The sequence below is a fragment of the Liquorilactobacillus aquaticus DSM 21051 genome, from assembly GCF_001436755.1.
Classification (GTDB): domain Bacteria; phylum Bacillota; class Bacilli; order Lactobacillales; family Lactobacillaceae; genus Liquorilactobacillus; species Liquorilactobacillus aquaticus.
Genome location: NZ_AYZD01000011.1, coordinates 44,328 through 67,200 on the forward strand (window position 1 = coordinate 44,328; position 22,873 = coordinate 67,200).

The 22,873-nt window shown below is 38.7% G+C and carries 17 protein-coding genes and 1 pseudogene; 8 read left to right on the top strand and 10 right to left on the bottom strand.

All coding sequences use genetic code 11. From position 1 onward, the window contains the following. Window positions 1-14 precede the first annotated feature (14 nt). Together FC19_RS02035 and croR are read right to left on the bottom strand one after the other, a co-directional pair. Window positions 15-1,175 (bottom strand): sensor histidine kinase, encoded by a 1,161-nt coding sequence (locus tag FC19_RS02035; RefSeq protein WP_057875333.1) that lies wholly within the window; start codon window positions 1,173-1,175, stop codon window positions 15-17. A 23-nt stretch (window positions 1,176-1,198) separates the two neighbouring features. After that, window positions 1,199-1,888 (bottom strand): response regulator transcription factor CroR, encoded by a 690-nt coding sequence (croR, locus tag FC19_RS02040; protein WP_057875334.1) that lies wholly within the window; start codon window positions 1,886-1,888, stop codon window positions 1,199-1,201. A gap of 370 nt (window positions 1,889-2,258) precedes the next feature. Between croR and budA the strand changes: the two genes are divergently transcribed. From budA to FC19_RS02075, 7 genes are all read left to right on the top strand, one after another. Continuing rightward, window positions 2,259-2,969: an acetolactate decarboxylase gene (gene budA, locus FC19_RS02045; protein WP_057875335.1), complete on the top strand. Its 711-nt coding sequence runs from the start codon at window positions 2,259-2,261 to the stop codon at window positions 2,967-2,969. Window positions 2,970-3,309: 340 nt separating this feature from the next. Beyond that, window positions 3,310-4,341 carry an N-acetyl-gamma-glutamyl-phosphate reductase gene (gene argC / locus FC19_RS02050; protein ID WP_057875336.1) on the top strand — a complete coding sequence of 344 codons (1,032 nt, stop codon included), beginning with the start codon at window positions 3,310-3,312 and terminating at the stop codon, window positions 4,339-4,341. Window positions 4,342-4,360: 19 nt separating this feature from the next. After that, complete coding sequence (gene argJ / locus FC19_RS02055; protein ID WP_057875337.1) at window positions 4,361-5,563, top strand: bifunctional glutamate N-acetyltransferase/amino-acid acetyltransferase ArgJ; 1,203 nt, start codon at window positions 4,361-4,363, stop codon at window positions 5,561-5,563. A gap of 54 nt (window positions 5,564-5,617) precedes the next feature. Then, complete coding sequence (gene argB / locus FC19_RS02060) at window positions 5,618-6,349, top strand: acetylglutamate kinase (RefSeq protein ID WP_057875338.1); 732 nt, start codon at window positions 5,618-5,620, stop codon at window positions 6,347-6,349. Window positions 6,350-6,365: 16 nt separating this feature from the next. Continuing rightward, window positions 6,366-7,517 carry an acetylornithine transaminase gene (locus FC19_RS02065; RefSeq protein WP_057875339.1) on the top strand — a complete coding sequence of 384 codons (1,152 nt, stop codon included), beginning with the start codon at window positions 6,366-6,368 and terminating at the stop codon, window positions 7,515-7,517. A 240-nt stretch (window positions 7,518-7,757) separates the two neighbouring features. Continuing rightward, complete coding sequence (gene argF, locus FC19_RS02070; protein WP_057875340.1) at window positions 7,758-8,777, top strand: ornithine carbamoyltransferase; 1,020 nt, start codon at window positions 7,758-7,760, stop codon at window positions 8,775-8,777. A gap of 79 nt (window positions 8,778-8,856) precedes the next feature. Further along, a complete protein-coding gene (locus tag FC19_RS02075; RefSeq protein WP_057875341.1) occupies window positions 8,857-9,138 on the top strand; it encodes a hypothetical protein in 282 nt (93 codons plus the stop codon). A 365-nt stretch (window positions 9,139-9,503) separates the two neighbouring features. Here FC19_RS02075 and FC19_RS02080 read toward each other — a convergent pair whose 3' ends face one another. The 8 genes and pseudogenes from FC19_RS02080 to guaB all read right to left on the bottom strand — a co-directional run bounded on the left by FC19_RS02080 (window position 9,504) and on the right by guaB (window position 20,903). After that, the gene (locus FC19_RS02080) at window positions 9,504-10,022 is read right to left on the bottom strand and encodes an ECF transporter S component (protein ID WP_057875342.1); all 519 of its coding nucleotides are present in this window, start codon (window positions 10,020-10,022) and stop codon (window positions 9,504-9,506) included. Window positions 10,023-10,150: 128 nt separating this feature from the next. Next, window positions 10,151-11,005 carry a bifunctional hydroxymethylpyrimidine kinase/phosphomethylpyrimidine kinase gene (locus FC19_RS02085; RefSeq protein WP_057875343.1) on the bottom strand — a complete coding sequence of 285 codons (855 nt, stop codon included), beginning with the start codon at window positions 11,003-11,005 and terminating at the stop codon, window positions 10,151-10,153. Between the two features lie 186 nt (window positions 11,006-11,191). Beyond that, window positions 11,192-11,968, bottom strand: coding sequence for an NEAT domain-containing protein (locus FC19_RS02090; protein ID WP_057875344.1), 777 nt, complete (start codon window positions 11,966-11,968; stop codon window positions 11,192-11,194). 23 nt (window positions 11,969-11,991) lie between these two features. After that, window positions 11,992-13,593: an APC family permease gene (locus FC19_RS02095; RefSeq protein ID WP_057875345.1), complete on the bottom strand. Its 1,602-nt coding sequence runs from the start codon at window positions 13,591-13,593 to the stop codon at window positions 11,992-11,994. Between the two features lie 225 nt (window positions 13,594-13,818). Then, the gene (locus FC19_RS02100; protein WP_057875583.1) at window positions 13,819-14,538 is read right to left on the bottom strand and encodes a demethylmenaquinone methyltransferase; all 720 of its coding nucleotides are present in this window, start codon (window positions 14,536-14,538) and stop codon (window positions 13,819-13,821) included. A 164-nt stretch (window positions 14,539-14,702) separates the two neighbouring features. Further along, window positions 14,703-14,975: pseudogene (locus FC19_RS02105) on the bottom strand (oligopeptide ABC transporter substrate-binding protein); the annotation flags it as partial. 75 nt (window positions 14,976-15,050) lie between these two features. Then, complete coding sequence (locus FC19_RS02110; RefSeq protein WP_057875347.1) at window positions 15,051-19,103, bottom strand: glycosyl hydrolase 53 family protein; 4,053 nt, start codon at window positions 19,101-19,103, stop codon at window positions 15,051-15,053. Between the two features lie 315 nt (window positions 19,104-19,418). Further along, window positions 19,419-20,903 (bottom strand): IMP dehydrogenase, encoded by a 1,485-nt coding sequence (guaB, locus tag FC19_RS02115; RefSeq protein ID WP_057875348.1) that lies wholly within the window; start codon window positions 20,901-20,903, stop codon window positions 19,419-19,421. Window positions 20,904-21,424: 521 nt separating this feature from the next. On the opposite strand from guaB, the gene FC19_RS02120 reads away from it, so the two are divergent. After that, entirely contained in the window at window positions 21,425-22,867 is a 1,443-nt protein-coding gene (locus FC19_RS02120; RefSeq protein WP_057875349.1) for an MFS transporter, read from the top strand. Window positions 22,868-22,873 lie beyond the last annotated feature (6 nt).

The window sequence follows — 22,873 nt, forward strand, 5'->3', positions numbered from 1 at the left end:
ACTAATCTTAATTTTTAATTATTTTGTTTCTTTTCTATCTTGTAAATCTGTTTTACCGGAAGATGCATAACAAAACTCGTCAGTTTTTTATCTGAAAGGGCATAGATATATCCATTGTGCAAGTCAATAATACTTTGCGCAATTGCCAGTCCTAAACCACTCCCACCGGTTTCCTTTGAACGAGAACCCTCAACTCTGTAAAAACGATCGAACAACTGATGGAGCGACTCTTGCGGGATCATCGGACCATCATTTGCCACCTCAACAATTATTTCTTTCTGATTAGCATATGAAGCTTTCAAAAAGATGTGTTTACCACCATTTCCATATTTTAGCGCATTTGAAAGCAGGTTATTAAATACACGAGCTAATTTCTCAGCATCAGCCTCCATCATAACCTTTTCTGAAGCAACCTCAGTAGTAATTTTCATTCCCTTTTTGCTTGCTTCAAGTTCAAAGCTGGCAGCTAACTGTTGAATCATCTGTCCAACATCAATTTGAGTCAAATTCAATGGTGTTGCAGTCTGACGTACCTTGGTATACTCAAAAAGATCTTCCACTAGGACCTTCATCTGCTTAGCCTTCAGGAAAGCCGTATGTGTGTACTTAAAAACATCTTCCGTTGAATGATATTGCTTATCCTCAATCAGTCCCAAATAGCCTATGATCGAAGTCAAGGGCGTCCGAATATCATGACTAACATTCGTAATAAGTTCATCTTTTGAACGTTCAATTTGACGTTCTTCTTCCATCGATTTAATGGTACTGTCAACCAAAGCATTAATACTTTGAACAACTCTCTGCATATCGCCTTGGAGTTGAAAAGGAATGCGATGATCAAAGTGTCCCTCAGCAATATAATGAAGTTCGGAAATGACATGATGCAGTTGCATTTGCCGATAACGTCTAATTAGGCGCCAATATACTATAAACACATCCGCGACCAGCATGATGCTGACAAACAGACCGCCCCAGCTCCAAAAACGAATATGATACGGTCCTGGCCCAAAAGAAAGAGACATTTTTATTTGAAAAATACCATCTGCCAATGCTGGATTTGATTTAATCATTTGATCAAGCAGAACATAAATCGATAGATTCAGTAACAGCAGCAAAATAACTGTCACAATACCTTCACCGAACAGTTCACTTTTTTCACGCGCGGTGAGTTTCACTCGAAAATCATCTCCATTCTGGACTAGTGTGCTTCAATCTTATACCCAACACCCCAGACCGTTTGAATTACCTTTTCACCATTAGTTGCGTCCTCAATCTTATCACGCAGATGACTGACATGAACCATAACTGTCTTCGCTGAAACAACAGACTCTTGCTGCCAAACACGCTCAAAAATATCATCAGCAGAGAAAACACGGTTAGGATGGCTGGCAAGCAGATGTAAAATACCAAATTCCAGAGCTGTTAACTGTATTGATTTTCCATCAACAGTCTCAACTTCATGTGAGTCTTTCTTGATGATCAGCGGCCCAACTTCAAGAATATCTGGGACATCATTAGTTACCGCATGCTGTGATCTCCTTAGAAGTGACTTAACACGAGCCATCACTTCCAGCGGATTAAACGGCTTAGTTACATAATCGTCAGCACCCTGAATAAGTCCTTGGATTTTATCCAGATCACCTGTTTTAGCTGATAACATTAACACAGGAATTTGTGAATCTTTCCTAACCTCTTTGATAACATCAATCCCATCCATGTGAGGCATCATAATGTCAAGTATCATAAGGGAAACATCGGGATTAGTATTAAGCTTCGTTATCGCTTCTTTCCCATCATATGCTTTTTCGACTTCGTAACCTTCATTTTTAATGTAGATGCTCAATAATTCAACAATATCTTTATCATCGTCAACAACTAGAATTTTCATAATTTATTAGCTCCTTAAATTTGTATTTCTTTCTCTCAATGCTTTGCATCATTCTAAAAATTTCAAAGCACCGTGCACATTATTTTCTACTATCGCAGCACTTCATATTCTTAATTGTAACAAAAGACAGTTTCATCGTATCTAAAGAATTGGTTAAAATCAAGCTAAGTAGCCGTTTTCCGTCTTTTTATTTCTAACTACTGTTCATACTATCTAAATTTAACATCTGATCTTTAATTTTTGTTTTGTTTTTTTGATAAAAACACCTGATGACGATTAACCGGATTTATGTGTTATTATTTAAAATGTTGAGGACAACATAATTTAAAAAAATAAACCATATTTTTGTTACATAACAGGAGGAATTAAAATGGGACAAACGAACGTTCTTTATCAGCATGGGACACTAGCTTTGCTAGTCCCCGGCCTACTAGCAGGCACACTTACAATGAAAGAACTTTTGCAGCATGGTGATACAGGAATTGGCACTGGCGAAGGTTTAAACGGTGAATTGATAATTCTTGATGGGATCCCCTATCAGGCCGACAGTTTTGGGAAAGTACATGTTTTAAAAAATGATTTCACAATGCCCTTCGCTAATATTCACTTAGCCGACTTTAAATTTTTAACTGATCTCAAAGATGCTGATCCTGAAAAATTTGCTACAGCTGCCTTAAGTGGAAAAACAAACTCTAATACTTTTTTCTCCGTCCGAGTCAAAGGAAACTTCTCTTATATGAAGACACGTGCTGTCGTCAAATCTGCCCCGCCGTTTGACACACTTGAAGAAACAGCTAAAAAGCAAAGTATTTTTGAAAAACATGATGTTGAAGGAACACTTCTCAGCTACTATTCACCAACATTATTTCATGGTGCCGCTGTTGGTGGTTTTCATAATCATTTTCTTGCAAATGACCATTCAATAGGTGGACACGTACTCGACTTCAAACTCGCTTCTGGAAAACTTGATATTCAACTTTTTGATACCCTGGAACAGCATCTACCTGTCGATAACACTGAATTCATGGATCATGATTTTTCAAAAGACAACATTGCAGATGTTATTGAGAGAACAGAATAAAGTTTTACCTTCTTCTGTATAATGTGATAAAAGACTAGAATTATTGCTGCATCTAACAGTTTAGAGCTTAGCTGATAAACCGTTAAACAGTTTTTATAATTCTAGTCTTTTTTATACATTATCAGCCTCTTTTATACTTTTTTATTCAAACAGCTATTTTTTCTTTTATGCATTGATAAAATATACATAATACGCCTTATATTCATATAAATATTCATTTTAAAGGACTTTTTTTGAAATTTTATAAAAAAACTATTGAATCAAGCCGCATAATATAATATAGTTGTAAACAACAAAATGAATTGTTATTCAATTTATATGGATGGAAGAAGGAGACAAAATGAAAGTTGGGCTATTGGGTGCTACTGGGTATAGCGGTGCGGTTCTATATTCCTTATTAAAACAACACCCCAACATTACACATATTGATCTGTACGGTCACCATAAAGCGGCTGAAAAAGCTGAATTTCTTGATACAGCTATCCCTGCGTACTTGAATGAGCATTTACAGCTAAAGGAGTTTGATGCGGCTTCAATCATGGGCAACGATGATGCTTTGTTTTTTGCCACACCATCAGGAGTCACGAATAAACTAGCCCGACCTTTCATTGAAAACAACTTCCCCGTTATCGATCTTTCTGGTGATTTTCGTTTTAAAGACTCAACAACGTATTCCAAGTGGTATAACAAACCTGCAGCACCTGACGAACAGCTGCAAGGAGCATGTTATGGATTAGCCGAGTTTAATCAACTGACATCACATTATGTTGCCAACCCTGGATGCTATGCAACAGCTACACTTCTCGCGCTAGCACCACTGGTAATCGATAAGTTGATCGTTCCTGACACAATTATCGTTGATGCCAAGTCTGGTGTTTCCGGTGCAGGGAAAAAACCTAGTGCAAGCAGCCATTACACTTTCATAAATGAAAACGCATGGCTGTACAAGTTAAACAAACATCAACATATTCCTGAAATTATGCAGCAATTGCATAAGTGGAATACGGCTATTCCAGCAATCCAATTTGCAACAACTTTGATTCCCATAACTCGCGGTATTATGGCAACAATTTATGTTAAAGCAGAAACTGGTGTAACCTTGGAGAAATTGCGACGATCATTTCAAAAACAGTATCAAGACAAAAAGTTTGTTCGCGTTTTAGCAGACGGACTTCCAAGCATCAAGGAAGTCGTTGGTTCAAATTACTGTGATATCGGTTTTGATTATAATCCAGCTACCAATACAATCATAATTGTTTCAGTGATCGACAATTTAATGAAGGGAGCTGCAGGGCAGGCTATTCAAAACTTTAATCATTTATTTGGTTTCTCTGAAGAAGCCGGCTTGCCTTCATTACCAGTTTTCCCTTAAATAAAGGAGCAGCAAAAATATGAATACAGAAAAAAATTATCATGAAATAGAATTTACTTGGCCCGAGGGCTTTTACAGTGATGGTGTTAATACCGGAATGCGGGAGAAACGTCCAGATCTCGGTTGGCTTTACTCAGAGACACCTGCGGTCGCAGCCGGTGTTTATACTACAAATAAAGTTTGTGCGGCACCAACTGCTTTGACCAAAAAAACGATTGTTCAATCTCACAAACTGCAGGCAGTTGTTATGAATAGCGTATTCGCCAACTCATGTACAGGTAAACAAGGTGAAAAAGATGTTGCTCTTGAACAGACACTTGTGGCTAAAAAATTAAACATTTCACCCTCACTTGTCGGCGTTGCCTCAACCGGTTTGATCGGCGCCTATCTCCCAATGGAAAAAATAACTGCTGGAATCAGTAAACTGCAAGGTAAAAAAACAGATACAGTGACTAAAGCAGTTATGACAACTGATACTCGCTCTAAGAAAATCAGTGTTTCCTTTAAGCTTGGAGATCAATTATGTACACTAACAGGCTTTGCTAAAGGATCAGGTATGATCCATCCAAATATGGCTACAATGCTCGCGTTCATCACGACCGATGCGGCTGTCAGTCCTGCTGTATTGCAAAAACTTGTCAGTGAACTGGCTGATGAAACATTTAATCAGATTACTGTTGATGGAGACACTTCAACTAATGACATGGTAGTTGTTCTAGCAAATGGTTTGGCAAAAAACGAGGAACTTGTATCTTCTTCTCCTGCATTAGCTACTTTCAAGTCCGCTTTACATCACGTTTTAGCCTTTCTAGCTCAAAGCATCGCTGCAGATGGTGAAGGTGCAACTAAATTAGTCGAAGTTAATGTTGATAATGCCGCATCTACTCAAGATGGCAAAAAAATTGCAAAAGCCATAGTGGGCTCAAGCCTCGTTAAAGCAGCACTTTTTGGAGATGATCCTAATTGGGGACGTGTAATGAGCACTATCGGTGCTACCGACGCAGCTTTTGATCCTCAAAATATAACGATCAAGCTTAACGATACTTTGGTTGTTGATCATAGTTTAGCTGTCAAATTTGACAAAACGGCTGCAAGCGATGACTTAAAAGGTTCTAAAGTCACGATCGACGTTGATTTGCATGATGGAGAATCAAAGGGTCAGGCATGGGGATGCGACTTAACTTATGGCTATGTCAAAATCAATGCTGCTTATCATAGCTAATAAACCAAATATTTTTTAAACCACCTTGCTTATTAAGAGAGAAAGGATCACAGAATGAAAGATTTTATTGTCATCAAAATTGGCGGGAACACAATCGAACAGTTAACAGCTGACTTTTATCAACAATTGCATCTGTGGCTTGAAGAAGGAAAAAGGATCCTCTTGGTTCACGGAGGCGGTTCCACTATTTCGAGTCTGTCGGTTCAATTGAAGTTGCCAGTTCGAAAACTCAATGGTATTCGTGTTTCTGACGAAAAAACACTTGATCTAACACGTATGGTTTTACTAGGAAAAACTCAACCGCTGCTGCTGCAAAAGCTGAGTGAACATTCACTGCCTGCTATCGGTTTAAACGCATCCGATGATAATCTTTTAGTCGGTGATTTCTTGGATAAAAAAACTTATGGTTATGTTGGCGAAATAAAAACAGTGAATAAAAAACTACTCGAAAAACTGCTAACTACACATATTGGAGTTATCGCTCCCCTTACTTTAACACCTTCAAAGCAATGGCTTAATGTCAATGCTGATACAGCTGCAGCTGACATCGCAAGTTTATTGAATGCAACTGCGCTTTATCTCATGACTGATGTTCCCGGTGTTCTAAATAATGGTAAAATCGTCTCCCAGCTCTCTCTTGAAACAGCACACGATCTGCGCAACCAAAAAATTATTACAAACGGTATGCAGCCTAAAATAACTGCGGCTTTCCAAGCTTTTCAAACAGGGGTCGAGCATGTTTCGATCACAAATAAATTAACAACAACTGGTACTCTTATCATTTAGGAAGGAGAGAATGAAGATGAAACATATTTTTCCGACATATAAAAGGTTTCCATTTGAAATAGTAAAAGGTAACGGTGTCACTTTAATAGACGATAGTGGTAAGAAATATCTTGACCTTACTAGTGGAATTGGTGTTTGCAACCTTGGGTACAACACAGCGCCTATAAAAAAAGCCGTTAAAAAACAATTGGATAAGGTTTGGCATACATCCAATTTATATGATAGTTCGCTTCAAGAAAAGACAGCGTCACTTTTGGTGAAAAATGAAGACAAGGATGTTTACTTCTGTAATTCTGGAACTGAAGCTAACGAAGCAGCTATGAAACTAGCACGTAAAGCAAGTGGTAAAAGTTCAATCCTAGCATTTGATCATTCATTCCATGGCCGTAGCTATGGTTCCCTCTCTATGACCGGCAACGACAAACTCAAAGAAGGCTTCGGCCCGCTCGTTCCCGATATTAAATTTGCAAATTACAATGACCAAGAGGCACTTACGCAAATAACATCTGATCTTGCAGCGGTAATTTTAGAGGTAATCCAGGGTGAAGGCGGTGTAGTCAATGGTGATCCAGATTGGCTTAAGGCCGTGGCAGCCAAATGTAAGCAAGAAAAAACTCTTTTAATCATTGATGAAGTTCAGACCGGAATGGGACGGACCGGAAAATTGTTTGCTTATCAGAATTACGATCTCGATCCAGATATTGTAACGGCAGCCAAAGGTCTAGCAAACGGAATTCCTGTTGGAGCCATGATTGGTAAAACAGAACTTGCTGCTGCTTTTGGGCCTGGAAGCCATGGAACCACTTTTGGCGGCAATCCGCTTGCAATGGCTTCAGCTTCAGCCGTGCTGGATATTTTAAACGACGATTTTCTTGAAGCTGTTCAGCAGAAGGCGCTCTTCTTCTGGCACTATTTAGAAAAAGAGATTCAGCCACTGGAATTAGTAAAAGGTATTTCTGGTAAGGGATTAATGGTCGGCATCCACTTAAAATCCGATATTGAAGTCGGCAAAGTAATCACTAGTTTGCATGAACAGGGAATCCTAACCCTTTCTTCACGGGATAACACGCTACGCTTACTACCTCCACTGATCATTACTGGATCAGAGTTACTGCATGCAGTCCATGTTATCAAAGACACATTATCAAGTGCAGTTGTAGGTCAGTAAAGACGGCTGTTAAAAGTTGAATATACTTTTCCAGAACTTAAGATCTGCAGATATATTCAAAACTATTCATTATTAATTCATGCTAAAATATTGTTCTTTAAATTGTACTAACTGCAAGAGAATGCGGGACAGAATTTTAAAAAAATTTGGAACACGTTAGAGTCAAAACTAAAATACAAGTTGAGAGGGAATGTGGCAAAAATAGTATTTTGGCACATTTTCTTTAATGGAGGGTCCTCAATGAATCATTTTTATGGTAAATCTTTTCTAAAAGAAACTGATTTTTCGGCAGCAGAACTCAATTATTTGATCGATTTTGCTATCCATCTCAAAGACTTAAAAAAGCAACATATTGCACATCACTATCTTGATGGAAAAAACATTGCGTTGTTGTTTGAAAAAGCCTCGACACGAACACGGTCTGCTTTCACAGTCGCCGCAAATGATTTGGGAGCACATCCTGAATTTCTTGGCAAAAATGATATTCAATTTGGTAATAAGGAATCCGTAGCCGACACTGCTAAAGTTCTAGGAAGTATGTTCGATGGAATCGAGTTTCGCGGTTTTAAACAAAAAACTGTTTCAGATCTGGCTGAATATAGCGGCGTTCCCGTTTGGAACGGTCTAACAGATGATTGGCATCCTACACAGATGATTGCCGACTTTATGACATTAAAGGAACAATTCGGTAGCTTAAAGGGGTTAACACTGACTTATGTTGGAGACGGTCGCAACAATGTTGCTAACAGTCTGCTAGTTACAGGGGCTATCCTGGGTGTTAATGTTCATATTGGAGCCCCTAAAGGACTTCAACCTGCAGCTTCAGTCCTTGAAATTGCAAAAAAAGAAGCAGCTAAAAGTGGAGCTGAATTGCTGATCACTGATGATGCTGGGGCTGCTGTTAAAAATGCTGATGCACTCTATACTGATGTGTGGGTCTCAATGGGTGAGGACGTTGATTATGACAAGCGCATCAAACAACTGCTCCCCTATCAAATCAACGATGAGCTCTTGCTCAAAACTGAAAAAAAGGAAACAATCGTTCTCCACTGTCTCCCAGCATTCCATGATACCAAAACAACAATCGGTGCAAAGTTGTTAAATGAGCATGAACTTGATGCTCTTGAAATAACAGATTCTGTTTTTCAAAGTGATCAAGCACTTGTCTTTCAAGAAGCTGGAAACCGAATGCACGCAATCAAGTCGATTATGGCTGTAACCTTAGGAAACTTATTCATTCCCGAGAACCTTTTCGCGTAATAATTAAAAATTGTTTTTGATTTTTAATATATGTTATTATGATCCTAGCTTATAAGATAAAAAAAAGGATCTGAGTGTCATGCCAACACCACCTAAGTTCTTGGTTGTTTTGAACCGTTACTCGGTTACCGTGTTCTTTACCATTATTGCTATTATCAATGCTTTTCTAAGTCAAGAAGCATTGATAGTACGCATTTTATTTTTAGTGTGGAACTTTGGAACAGCTCTTTTTAACGAAAAGTTGCTTTTCCATTTTTTCTATGCATCTTCAAGTTCTGCACGCTATTCAAAGCTGAAAGCTGTTTTGTGCCTTTGGCAGGTAATTCTTGCTATAATAGGTTTTTATGTTTTTAGAATGTAAAATATGTGGGATAGAAATTAAATATTTTAAGTTTAAAGCTTTATATTTCACACTGCTTTGCTTAATCTTTTGAATACTAAATTGGAAGGGATTAGATCGAAATTTAAATTTTGATCTAATCCCTTCCTGATTCTATATAACTTGTTCCATAAATCACGCTCTCAGCAATTTTTTGTTTGCATTTTCTTACACTGTATCAATACCTTTCAAAACTGCCGACTTCTTCTCAATTAGCTTAGATTTGAATTACCAAGCTCTCTAACCCCAAGTACCAAAATAGACTAAAACAGCACTCCCCTTGCACGAGGAATGCTGTTATTTGTTTTCTTTTGTCCTTTTAATTATATTGATTTACTCTATTTACCTTATTTACCACTACTTGTAACCCCACTGCTGAGACGGTAATAAACAGGGAATGCAACCAACGCACCAACAATTCCTTGAAATAAGTTGGTTGGAACACCTATCAAACCAGTCTGTATCGTATAGAGAAAGGAGTCAGCTGCAAAGTAGCCTCCAACCATAACAATAACTCCTACAAATGAGGCCAATAAAAATTTGAATTTTACTTTATCTGTTTTACCGAGCAGCAGTCCGATCAGATAACCTTCCAACCCATGTATAATCAAAGAAAAAAGCATATATTGCGGGTAACCGGCAATTAGATCTAACAAAAAACCACTCAGTCCTCCAACCAACGCACCCTCCTTTTTTCCAAACAACAATGCAGCAATAAAAATCCCTGCATCACACAGATTAATGTACCCATGAGTCATTGGAACTGGAATTAAAAAAATCCTCGCAACGACAATATTTACAGCAATTAAGACTGCTACTAAGGTCAGCCGCTTCAGTGGAGATTGTAAATTATTTTTTGGTTGCATACTCGCATGTGCACCTCCGTAATATGAAAATTTTCATATTTAAATTGAAATACAGAGCAAATTTTCTAATCTTCTCATGATTTGTTAATCTGAATTATAACACTTGTTTCCAAATATGCCAGACCATTTTAGTACTTTTTTTGAACTAATTCATGTATAACTCTACTTATATCAATTCCATAGCGTCTTTCGCGCTTACTATCAGCTGTATCTTTTAGTGCTTGGTACGTTAAGAAAACAGCTTCACCAACAGCGTCTGATAAAGGCTGCCCATTCCATAAAAAGCCTGCCAAGAGAGCTGCAAAAATATCTCCGCTTCCATAAAAATGTCCTTTTAATCGCGGAAACATGCGCTTCATTATTCGCTCATCTTCGTCCAGCCAAATGCATCCTATCTTGTCTGCATCTTCAACTCCTGTAATAATGGCTCTTCCTCGCTTAGGCATCAGGTCTTCTAATCTCTTCAATAATTCAAATTCAGTAGGAATTTCCGCCTTCTTTGAACTTGCTTCATCCTTTATTCCCGCTAAAAATAAGGCCTCTGTATAATTCGGTGTGATAACATCTGCCTGTTTAATCAATTGCCGTGTAATAGCTAACTGTGCAACGGATAAAGTAGGATAAATCTTGCCTTCATCAGCAAAAACCGGGTCAATATAAACAAAGGAAAATTTATTCCGTGATAAAAAAGAAACCATTTCTTTTCCAACTTGAAAATCTGCAATGTAACCAATTAAGGCTCCACCAATCTCAATCTGTTGTTGTTCCCAATGCTGCAAAACACGTGGCAACCATTGAGAAACAGATAAACTTACTGGTTTACCAAAACCCTCGCTTTGTGTTGATAAAATACTTGTTGGTAGTAAAGCCGTAGGTATCCCCTGCGCCTGCAGTAAAGGGAGTGCGGCGGTCATTGATAGATCGCCGATTGCTGATATGTCTTCGGCAACCATCAGCCGTCCGCTTTTGCTAAAATTTTCCATTGCTGCTTCCCCCTTTACCTTATCAAGCGATACATCAATTATAATTGGAACATATAATACAAAAAAAACAAGAATTGAGAACTAACTGTCAGTTTTTCTCAATTTCTTGCACAACTCCTAAATCTTTTTTGGAGTCATTTTTGATCGTTTTGTTTCTAACACTCAATGATGGGTAGCAAAGTATTATCATCCGCGATAGTTTGACAGCAACCCCCAGCCTCCAATGCCTAATGCAAGTACAATACCGATCACCAGCAATATTTTACCAGTATCATTAGAATTTGTTTTCTTAGAGGCATCTTTGTTCGCCTTATTTTTTGCAGCCGCCTCATCGCTGGCTTTTTTCACATTATTCACTTTGTTCTTAGTAACTGTTTTTTTTGACTGTCTATTCTCCCGCCCAGCCGCTTCATTTTTTGCAACTCCAGTTGGTTTCTGTGCAACCTTACCGGTCGTACTTTCAGCGATACTCGAGTCAGTGTCTGCCGTTGAGGCCTTTTCATTCGCTGCGTTTGCAAGCTCAGGAATTTTTTCTGCATCCAGATCAAGATTAAAGCCGCCCTGATAATGATAATTGCTGCTACTGATATCAACTTTGAGCTCACCGTATATTTTTTGATGTACATCTTGTGTTATAAATGAAATTGTATAATAGTCCTGCTGTCCTAGTGTCTTTTTCTCGATTTTAGGCATCAGACCATTGATTTTCAAAATCTGAAATGGAAATGACCCTAGATCATGATTAGTAACGATACTAAGTACAACTTTATAATGACCATCTTCAATATTGACTGTTGCTGGTTTATTAAAATAAGTGTCAATCTCTGCTCTTTTATTAGTAATTGGCTGCCTAATCGTATAATTTACGTGATATGCAGTCGTATCAGCTACTGCTGTACCGCAAATAACTGCTAACCAAATAACTATTGCAGACAACGTTCCCAACACCCAAAATTTTTTCATGTATCCTCCTAAAAAATATGCCGCTATCCTCTTTTTTTAATTTCCACTTGCTGATTCAATTCATAAGCCACCATCGTCTCACGGCTAGTGTAACTATCATGCACTCCCATTAAATAGCAACACAGGCTTCCAACTATGACAAAAATAAAATCAATTGGATAAGAAACCCAGCCATTACCTCCAAACTGATCACTGCCCACTAAAGACATAATTGTCAGCCATAACATTTCGCAAAAGAGCCAACGCGTACCGCGCAGGCTTGAAAAAAGTTTTTTCCGGCTTGATGGCTGCCGCAGTTCGTAAAAAATATAAAAAACAAGACCAATCATGATCACCCCAAAAACTTCGATCGTTGTTGGCCACTTTGCCCAATAAATAGCCAAACTGGCCAGTATATAAGCCGCTGGAGCCAAAATTGCAGCTCCATACAGACGGAAAGGCCTTTTTAAGTTTGTTCCATGTCGACGAAAAGACATCAAAGTAATTGGACCAGTTAAATACGCAATCAGCGTAGAGGTCGAAATAACATTGGACAACGCACTCCAATTTCGAAAAACAGCTACCATAATAACTCCCAAAAACATATTGACGATCATTGCTCTTCGGGGAGTTTTATACTTCTGATTCAGCTGCCCTAGAAGCGTAGGCAAATGTCTCGTTTGTGTCATTGCAGCCAAAGCTCTCGAAGTCGTCGCAACAAAGGAGACACCTGTTCCAAAAGGAGACACAAAAGCATCAAGATACAGAAGATTTGCCAGCCAAGACAAATTAAGCAAAATTGCAATATCTGCAAATGGTGATTGAAAATTAATTCCATGCCAACCCATAATTTCAAGTCTGCTAGTGGGAACAGCTCCAATAAAAGCAATTTGAAGAAAAGTATAAATGACCATACTTATTCCGAAGGCAATCACAATTCCCCAAAAAATATTCTTCTCTGGTTTTTCGATTTCATTTCCCATATTGATCGTTGTTTGAAAAGCATTATACGAAAAAATAATTCCTGCTGAAGTCGTTGCTGTGAAAATTGTATCACTCCCGTAAGGCATGAAACCGGCAGCCGTTTGAAAGTTAGAGCCGTGAAACCCTGTTATAAAAAGAATAATGATCGTCATTAGCGGAATGAGAATCTTAAAAACTGAAATTAAACTTGTAAAACTCGTTAATAAGCGTATGGACCAAAAATTCAATAAGGTGAATGCAAGAATAAATAAGAAAACAACCGCCAATCCTAAATTCGTAATATTTTCTTTTTGAATAAACACCTGAGTCCAGTTTGCCCAACTCCATGGCCATGAGCTCATATATTGAACTGCGGCAACTGCTTCAATCGGAATGATAGTTAACAATGAAATCCAGTTTGCCCAACCAGCAACAAAACCTAATAATGGTCCGTGAGAAAATGATGCATACTGACTCATCCCACCGCTAGTAGGAAACATCGTGCCCAGCTCTATATAGTTCAATGCAATGACACCAATAATTATACCGCCTAATATCCATGAGAGAATTGCTGCTGGCCCGGCAATATGCGCAGCCATTCCTGATCCAAACAGCCATCCTGACCCAATAATTGCACTCAATGTCAGCATTACAATCGAAAATAAACTCATCTTACGCGGCATCTTTGTCTCCCCTTTATCCGAAATTCAATGCCTAATTATACCACAGCAGCTAAATAATACACGGCAAATTACTGTAACCACGCATTTCTATCAAACATTCTGCTTAATAATTTTCCCTATGATATACGCTTTTATTCCAAAACTAATCATTTCTTCAACCGTTCTAAAAAGATACACTTAAAAAGCTTGCCGCGAGGCTTACCTCTCAAACAAGCTTTCATTTTTTTATTTAAAGTGTTTCCTTCCGATATGCAAAGCCCCCGCACCAAAAGTAAAAAGAGAATACTGAACTTTATCCAACCCTGCGGCCGCAAACATCTCGGCTAATTTTTGAACCGATACAAAAGCTTTTGTTGTTTTTTGAAGATAATCGTAGTCTTGATAGCGGCTGCCTGTTAACTTAGCCATCAGCGGAACAATGTGGAAGTACCCTTCCCAACCTAATCGAATAAGCGGCTGCTGTGGCTGCGATGTTTCGAGGCAAGCAGCTTGTCCGCCTGGTCTCAAAACCCGCACCATTTCACCTAAGACCTGATCAGCATCTGGAACATTACGCAGGCCAAAACCGATTGTAACAAGATCAAAGTAGTTCGTTTCGAAAGGCAGTTGCATCGAATCACCTGCCACAAATGTCACTCGATCAGCAAGACGGGCTGCTCTGATCTTCTTTTTCGCCAATTTTAACATTTCTGTGCTTAAATCAAGTGCCACAACATGACCACTCGGCCCAACACTTTGCGCCAGATCAAGTGTCAGATCACCTGTTCCGCAACACAAATCAAGTGCGAAATCACCTTTTTTTACATTTAATTTTTTTATTGTTTCTGCACGCCAATGCCGATGCAATCCTAAAGTGATTAGATTATTCATCTGATCGTATTTAGGCGCAACTCTGTCAAATAGTGAATGTACCTGTTTTTGAGGTGTATTATTTGTTTTTACCATCAAAAAAGCTCCCTTTTGCAGCAACATCCGCACTGCTTTTTTATTGCTGATCTTTCAATCAATATTACCACATCATATTCCACAAAATAAAAAAGATAACCGAATTAATTCCCGGTTACCTTTTTTATTTAAACACAATACTATGCTAGTACTACTAAATAAACTTATTTCAAATTCGCAGATGTCAAGGACAAATTACTCCAAAATTCATTGTTAGCTGAACTTACATTGAAGCCCTTAACACGATGATTGACAGGTGACCATTGATAACTGAAACTACCTGGTGCATATGCTGCCTGATCATTCACATATGCCTGCCATTCTTTGGATTTTTCAACCCGATATGAATTGTTCCATGCTTTGTTGCTATTCATATCATTCATCAGTTGCGTATTTTTCTTAGAAACAAAGTGTCCCATATTAAATGGAGTATCTTTTTCTAACAAGCAAAGTCCTTGGACAATTCTTGTGAAATATACCATTATGCAGAAATATAGTTCTGTACATTTTTTCTAACTTTTAAGAAATCCCTTAAAAGCCTTCAGTGATTGCAAAGGATAACCGTGGTCATCAAATAATGTTACATTGTCCCATGTTGTTCCACCCCATGCTGGTTGTCCTTGATAATACATAACATTGTCTGGAGCATACCCAACTGCATATTTTGATGCCCAACCGGTGCCATACAAATCCGCGGCACTCTTGTTGTATTGCCAATTGTCCCAGCCAGCTTTAACTGGAATCCAAGCTGGTTCCCAATAAAATGCTCCTAATCCACCTTGTTTCACGAGCACTTGGTACATTTCTCTCATAGCATCAACTTGTCCTTGCGGTCCTACAGTGTAAGCATTCGTGTTTGAACTAATTGAATTCCCCGTTCCATCCGCATCTTGCAAAGAATTTACCCAACCTGTTTCAAGTATGACAAACTGCTTACCATACTTTTCTTGTACCATTTTCTCAACTGCAGCAAGATTAGCCGGTGTGTTTGCCCCACGTCCCAGACCATGTCCATTATCAGTCCCAGTTGACCAAAATGGATAATATGAAGATCCAAGAACATCGTAATCAACACCATTATTTTTCAGCGCAGTCATAATTGCACTGTATTTGTCGATATTAGGTGTTTCAATATGAATCACAACTTTGGCGTCGGGTGTACTTTCTCTCACTGCGTGTGCTCCAGCAACAAGATAGTCGCTTATCTTTCCTGCACTTTGAGCATTATTCCATATGTTAGCATAAGACTCTCCTTGATCACGACTAGCAACAATTCCTAGCAATCCGTTTGTGATTTCATTTCCAATCTGGACCATCCCAACATCTGCACCACTGCCTTTGAAATCAGACATAACTTTCTTAGTATAGAGATAAACTGCCTGTTCAAGCTCTGAATTCGTTAAATTTCTCCATGCCTTAGGCACAACTTGCTTGCCTGGATCTGTCCAGAAGTCGGAATATTGAAAATCAATTGCTAGCTTCATTCCATATTGTGACGCCTCGCGTGCTATTGCAAGCATATTTGCTTCATCTGAAGCACCACCGCCATAAGAATTATTTTGACTGTCATAAGGATCATTCCATATTCGCAATCGCAAATAATTGACACCTGCATCATGTAAAACTTTGATCAAACTAGCTTTCTTGCCATCAAAATCATAAAACTGTACGCCTGCATTCTTCAAAGCAATATAACTCGAAATATCAACACCCCGAATAGTATCTTGCTTCATGCCTTCAATTGGTTTGATATTAACATTCTCATACTTCAGCCCTGTTTCAGTTCCTGTTTGATAGGCTGCTGTTATCTGATCACTTGTCATTTTTGATGTCGGGATCTCTGCATTCGGAACCGACTGTTCTTTTTCATAAATTGCAGTAGCCGAAACATTAGCAACCAAGATATTGCCATAAGAAGCATCAATATTATCATTAACAAAATTTTCTTCTTTGAGCACAGCTGTTTGTCCGTCCAACCAGAATTCGTAATGATAGGCTTGCCCGTTACCGTCTAAGTACTGTTTTGTTCCAACAAGAACAGTTGTCATGCCACCAATAGAATTAGCAATTACTTTCAAACTATCAGTGCTGATTTTCTGTCCAAGCCTACCTTGCAAAATATTTTCAAGATGTTCATTATTATCTGAATTATCCACCTCAGCCTCAGAAACAGTCATTCCTTCTTGTAATTGTTCCTGTTTACTCGCAGTAATCGCTTCATTACCATAGACTGTGCCCACTCTGTAAACAATTTTGGAACTTGCAGCACTAGGAACATTGGTTGTATCGGGTACTGCCTTGTATAAAAGCATTGCACTAGTCCAACCGTTTTTATTGTCTAAGTCGCGAACTCCGCCAATTCCTAATGATGTCCAGCTGAAGTCACTTGCTCCGTTATACCAATCTGCAAATAAGCGAGATGTTTTTTGTGCTGCCTCCACTGCATTTGCTGCTGTTACATTTGCACGATAAACTGTTGCCGTTCCAGTCATATTAGCATTTTTTCGCAAGTATTCTTCCACGGCTGTTGTTTCATCAGATAAATCTCCTTGTGCAATCAGCTGTGCCCCATCATGCAGTGAAAAAGCTGCATAATTGTCTTGACTATTAGATAGATCTACATTCAGACTATGCTGACCACTCTGTTCTAACTTCGAATTGATATCATTAGCAGTCAGCTCACGATACGTTTTAATATCATACTTACTTTGATCAAGCAACACACCGTTCTTATCAAAATCATATTTATCACCATCTATTCTGACCGTCCCTGTGGTCAGTGCACCGGTATTTTTATCAAAATAATACTTGTCGTTATTTATTATCTGCCATGCATACAACATCTGGCCTTGATCATTATAATAAACCGTCTTTTTCTGGTCCGATATATTCTGGAACCCTGTCTGCATTGCACCGGTATTTTTATCAAAGAGATACCAATTATTTTGAATCCGCTGCTGACCATACTGCATCCGACCTTGATTATTGTAATAAGCCGTCTTTTTCTGATCTGATATATTCTGGAATCCCGTCTGCATCGCGCCGGTATTCTTATCAAAGAGATACCAATTATTTTGAATCCGCTGTTGACCATACTGCATCCGACCTTGATTATTGTAATAAACCGTCTTTTTCTGGTCCGATATATTCTGGAACCCTGTCTGCATTGCACCGGTATTCTTATCAAAGAGATACCAATTATTTTGAATCCGCTGCTGTCCGTACTGCATCTGGCCTTGAGCATTGTAATAAACCGTCTTCTTTTGTCCGACGATATTCTGAAATCCCGTCTGCATTGCAAGCCTTTTAGAAAAAAGATACCAATGACCATCAATCCATTGTTGACCCGGTTTAACATTCAAAGCTCCTGTAGCCCTATTAAACACGTATAGATGCCCATTAACTTTCTGTGTCCCATAAATCATTTGACCTTGATTATTGTAATAAACCATTTTATTTTGACCGAGGATATACTGAAGGCCCTTCATCATTGCACCAGTTTTATTGTCAAAGAGATACCATTTGCTTTGAATTTGCTGTTGTCCATATTGCATCTGGCCCTGACCATTGTAATAAACCGTCTTCCTCTGTTCCGGTATATTCTGGAACCCTGTCTTCATTGCACCGGTATTCTTATCAAAAAGATACCATTTGCTTTGAATTTGCTGTTGTCCATACTGCATTTGACCTTGGTCATTGTAATAAACCTTTTTCTTTTGTTCTGGTATATTTTGGAATCCCGTCTGCATTGCGCCCGTGTTCTTATCAAAAAGATACCAATTATTTTGAATTTGTTGTTGTCCATATTGCATCTGGCCCTGATTGTTATAATAGACAGTTTTATTTTGATCTACTATTTTTTGAAAGCCTACTTGATACTTACCATCTGCATCATAAATATACCAATTGCCATTTTCCTGCTTTTGAATCAAATTTGTCTTCGGTTGTGTTATTGTTTTTGTTTTCTTATCATTCTGTGTCTGTACAACTGACGATTGAGTCTGCGTATTTACTTTGTCTGAACTTACTACAACTGCTGCTTTCACAGTTTTCACAGAACTTTTTTGATTTTCAGAACTGTTCGCTGTTTCGTCAGTCATTTGTCGCGTGGAAGTTTGTACCGACGCTACGCTTTTACTATTAGAGGATGCAGTCTTATCCACTTCTCTAGATGAAGGTGCTTGAACATCTTGTGTCGTTTTACCAGCTTTTGTTGTTGCTGTTTTTGTATCTGTCGCAGCAGTCTCAGAGGCCTGAACTGTAGATGAAGTATCCGAAGCAGCCATGTCTTTTTTTGTTAAAGTTTGCACATTATTTTGAACCTCTTGTGTATCGCTGCTATTGGAGGCAGCAGCCTCCTCAGTTGATGCTGCTGTCGAAGACCCAAGTTTTTTACCAGTGGTTGGTTCATTCTGCGCCGCTGCAACCGTAGTAGTCACAGTGTCGGCTTTAACAATACTATTGTCTGATACAAATGCTATCCCTAAAGCAATTGTAGTCAGCGCCGCATAGATCCAATTTTTCCCTGCTTTGTACATTTTGTAATGTAATTTATATTCAACCATTATTTTCTCCTTTTAGACATATATTCCCCCACTCATAATATACTAGATTATTATTCTTTAGTAGTAGCCTAACTCTATTTTCTCGCAAAAAAGAAGTGTGGTGTAAATCGGTAAAATTTGAGTACAAATACCGGATTACGAATGTAAAGCATCCTTTGCTATGGATAATGCGAAGTTAGATGGAACATTTTGGGTTATGGGACACATTTGTACGGAATCAGCAAGAAAACTAGATCAAGCTTTAACTTTTGTCCAATTCAAAAAAAATCTCAGATAAGCACAATTGTGCTTATCTGAGATTCCACTCTCTTATAATTATTTACTGTAGTTAGGCGATTCTTTCGTGATTTGAACATCATGTGGATGCGACTCAAGCAACCCAGCGTTAGAAATCTGGACAAATTGAGCATCATCTTGCAATTCTTTAAGATGCGCAGCTCCAACATATCCCATTCCAGCACGCAGGCCACCAACCAACTGATAAACCATATCAGAAAGGCTGCCTTTGTAAGCAACACGACCTTCAATACCTTCAGGAACAAGCTTGTTAGCCTCGTTAACACCACTTTGGAAGTAACGATCGGAAGAACCATGTTTGCTGTCCATTGCGCCTAAACTGCCCATCCCGCGATAGGTTTTGAAGCGGCGTCCTTGGTAAATCTCCGTTTCACCGGGTGCTTCATCCGTTCCGGCCAGCATTCCGCCAAGCATAACCGCATTTCCACCAGCAGCCAAAGCCTTGACGATATCTCCAGAATATTTGATTCCGCCATCAGCGATAATCGTTTTGCCGTATTTACGTGCGACACTTGCAGCATCATAAACAGCGGTTAACTGAGGTACTCCCACACCTGCAACAATACGTGTTGTACAAATCGACCCCGGTCCAATACCGACTTTAACGATATCGACCCCAGCATCATACAGTGCTTCAGTTGCAGCAGCTGTTGCGACATTTCCCGCAATCAGTGTTGCCTTAGGGAATGTCTGCCGAATCTCTTTGATTTTGCGGATAACACCAGCAGAATGTCCGTGAGCCGTGTCAATTACAATTGCATCCACACCAGCATCGAGCAACGCTCTAGCACGATCAAATGTGTCACTTGTTACACCAACAGCAGCTGCTACTAACAAGCGACCATGCTCATCCTTGGCAGCATTGGGAAATTCCACGACTTTCTCGATATCTTTGATTGTTATCAAACCGGTCAATCTGCCGTCTTTATCAACCATCGGAAGTTTTTCAATCTTATGCTTCTGCAAAATAGCTTCCGCTGTCTTCAAAGATGTTCCTTCCGGTGCAGTCACAAGGCCGTCTTTAGTCATTACCTTATCAATAGCTACGCTAAGGTCATTCACAAAACGCAAATCACGATTTGTAATAATACCTACAAACTTGCGATTTTGTAATGTATCAACAATTGGAACACCGCTAATGCGATATTTTTTCATTAGTTTTTCTGCTTCAGCTACAGAATTCTCAGGTGTCAAGAAGAAGGGATCGATGATGACCCCACTTTCAGACCGTTTTACTTTACGAACTTCGTCTGCTTGACGTTCAATCGTCATATTCTTATGAATAACGCCTAGCCCGCCTTGACGAGCCATTGCGATTGCCATTGCAGACTCGGTAACCGTATCCATTCCAGCACTAATGATCGGGATATTTAATCTGATATTCTTAGCAAGTTGCACGGTTAAATCAACATCATTTGGTAAAACATGGCTTTCCGCCGGTATTAGTAGAACATCATCAAAAGTGAATCCTTTTTTGGCAAATTTAGTATCCCAGTTGGACATTACAATAGCGCTCCTTTTAATATTTTTATTTTCTAACTTACCCAATTTTAGCAATAAAAGCAAGTATTCTCATCTATTTTTCAGAAAATCTGTTCCTATGTCTTTAAAAAAGATCCAATCCTGAAATAGAACATAATTCATAGTTGTTTTAATTTCACTATTGATTGCATTAGGATTAATTTACGATTATGTATTGACTTGAATCATTAACAATGCTTTAATTGTTTTAACATTATTAACAGGAAAGGAATAATGACCTTGAATAATAACAGGAATTTTCAAACAATTTCATATTATTATGGCTTTGCTTACTTTATGTAGACGTCCGTACTTCAGATACGGACGTTGGTTTACACGTTCGTGTCTAAAGTTGCAAGGTTGTTTTTTCTTTGCCAGTTAGACACTTAACTAAAGTCTAGCTGGCTTCATTGATTCTTTGCTTTTTAATTAATGACTATTAAACCAGCTGGATTTAAAAATCCTAGCTGGTTTTTTGTTTTTAAATTAAGGAGGAATCACAAATGAATGCACATATGCAGCATCGTCTCTCTCTAAGCCTTTACTTAAATTATTTTGTCCATGGCATTGGGCTGATCATCTTAGCACAAAATATGCAGTCTTTAGGTCAACTCTGGCACGCACCTCTTGCCACTGTATCTTATGTTATCTCCGGTGTAGGCATCGGCCGACTTATTGCTTATTTGCTTCTTGGTATTTTATCTGATCGTTATGGCCGCAAAAATTTTGTTTTTTTAGGAATGATTTGCTATTTCGTTTTTTTCCTTGGTATGTTGGGTGCACCTAATATACAAATAGCTTATCTTTTAGCTATCATTGCCGGCATTGCCAATTCTGCCCTCGATTCAGGCACATACACAACTTTTGTTGAGCTCGGTGGAAAAGAGGGTGCTTCAAATGTCCTAATCAAAGCATTTATGTCGTTAGGTGAATTTGTCTTGCCACTTTTCGTTGCTTCTTTAGAGAATAACAGTCTGTGGTTCGGTTGGTCCTTTATTTTAGCTGCTTCAGTCTTGATCATCAATTTTTTCTTGCTGCTGCCAATAAAATTTCCCAAGGCAAATCAATCTAAATCAACGATGCTTGGAACTTTAAAATTTCTCAGTAAACCAAGAAAAATAATAATAACTACTGCACTTGCTCTGTATGGGTACACCTCCATGGCTTTAATGATTCTTTTTACTCAATGGATAACCTTATATGCATCCGAAACATTGCATATGGGAAATGTTGCTGCGCATTTTCTTCTCTCACTTTACAGTATCGGCTCTATCAGCGGTGTCTTGATCATGTTCTGGTTACTGCGCAGACAAATTTCAGAATTAACATTGCTGGTCTTTTTTAATATCGCAGCACTTATCTCACTAAGCATTATCTGTTTTATTCATATTGCATGGTTAACTCAACTCGCGTCATTCGTATTTGGCTTAACTGCAGCCAGCGGAGTCATGCAAGTCGGTCTTAATACTTTCTTGAAACTTTACCCCCAAACAAAGGGACTGGTTACAGGAATCTTCTTCACTTTTGGAAGCCTCGCCTCATTCACAGTTCCAGTTATTACAGGCTGGTTATCAAAAAAAAATATCGCAGCTGCTCTAGAATTCGATCTGTTGATCAGCTGTGCCAGCCTAATCCTTGTAGTAATTATTCGTCTCACCTTAGGCAAACAAAAAACACTTGCTGGGACAAGAAGAACCATCTCATATATTGATAAACTAATTGTTCGCCTACTGGTTCGCCGCTTTAAAGCTGTAGACACAATTATCACGTTTAAGGAAGAGATAAATATCCCCGTCCTCGACAGTAAGCGTGAAGAAAAGGTTTTGGACAACGTTGCTGACCAATGCTCTAATCAGAAAATCATTCCTTATCTGCAAGAGATTTACATGTCAATAATGGCCTCTTCACGTAAGTATCAGGAAAACAAGCGTCATAATAATAAGTAAACATCA

Coding starts and splice junctions, on each gene's coding strand:
- croR (WP_057875334.1), bottom strand. CDS start 1,888: ATGAAAATTCTAGTTGTTGACGATGATAAAGATATTGTTGAATTATTG.
- budA (WP_057875335.1), top strand. CDS start 2,259: ATGGGACAAACGAACGTTCTTTATCAGCATGGGACACTAGCTTTGCTA.
- argC (WP_057875336.1), top strand. CDS start 3,310: ATGAAAGTTGGGCTATTGGGTGCTACTGGGTATAGCGGTGCGGTTCTA.
- argJ (WP_057875337.1), top strand. CDS start 4,361: ATGAATACAGAAAAAAATTATCATGAAATAGAATTTACTTGGCCCGAG.
- argB (WP_057875338.1), top strand. CDS start 5,618: ATGAAAGATTTTATTGTCATCAAAATTGGCGGGAACACAATCGAACAG.
- FC19_RS02065 (WP_057875339.1), top strand. CDS start 6,366: ATGAAACATATTTTTCCGACATATAAAAGGTTTCCATTTGAAATAGTA.
- argF (WP_057875340.1), top strand. CDS start 7,758: ATGAATCATTTTTATGGTAAATCTTTTCTAAAAGAAACTGATTTTTCG.
- FC19_RS02075 (WP_057875341.1), top strand. CDS start 8,857: ATGCCAACACCACCTAAGTTCTTGGTTGTTTTGAACCGTTACTCGGTT.
- FC19_RS02080 (WP_057875342.1), bottom strand. CDS start 10,022: ATGCAACCAAAAAATAATTTACAATCTCCACTGAAGCGGCTGACCTTA.
- FC19_RS02085 (WP_057875343.1), bottom strand. CDS start 11,005: ATGGAAAATTTTAGCAAAAGCGGACGGCTGATGGTTGCCGAAGACATA.
- FC19_RS02090 (WP_057875344.1), bottom strand. CDS start 11,968: ATGAAAAAATTTTGGGTGTTGGGAACGTTGTCTGCAATAGTTATTTGG.
- FC19_RS02095 (WP_057875345.1), bottom strand. CDS start 13,593: ATGCCGCGTAAGATGAGTTTATTTTCGATTGTAATGCTGACATTGAGT.
- FC19_RS02100 (WP_057875583.1), bottom strand. CDS start 14,538: ATGGTAAAAACAAATAATACACCTCAAAAACAGGTACATTCACTATTT.
- FC19_RS02110 (WP_057875347.1), bottom strand. CDS start 19,103: ATGGTTGAATATAAATTACATTACAAAATGTACAAAGCAGGGAAAAAT.
- guaB (WP_057875348.1), bottom strand. CDS start 20,903: ATGTCCAACTGGGATACTAAATTTGCCAAAAAAGGATTCACTTTTGAT.
- FC19_RS02120 (WP_057875349.1), top strand. CDS start 21,425: ATGAATGCACATATGCAGCATCGTCTCTCTCTAAGCCTTTACTTAAAT.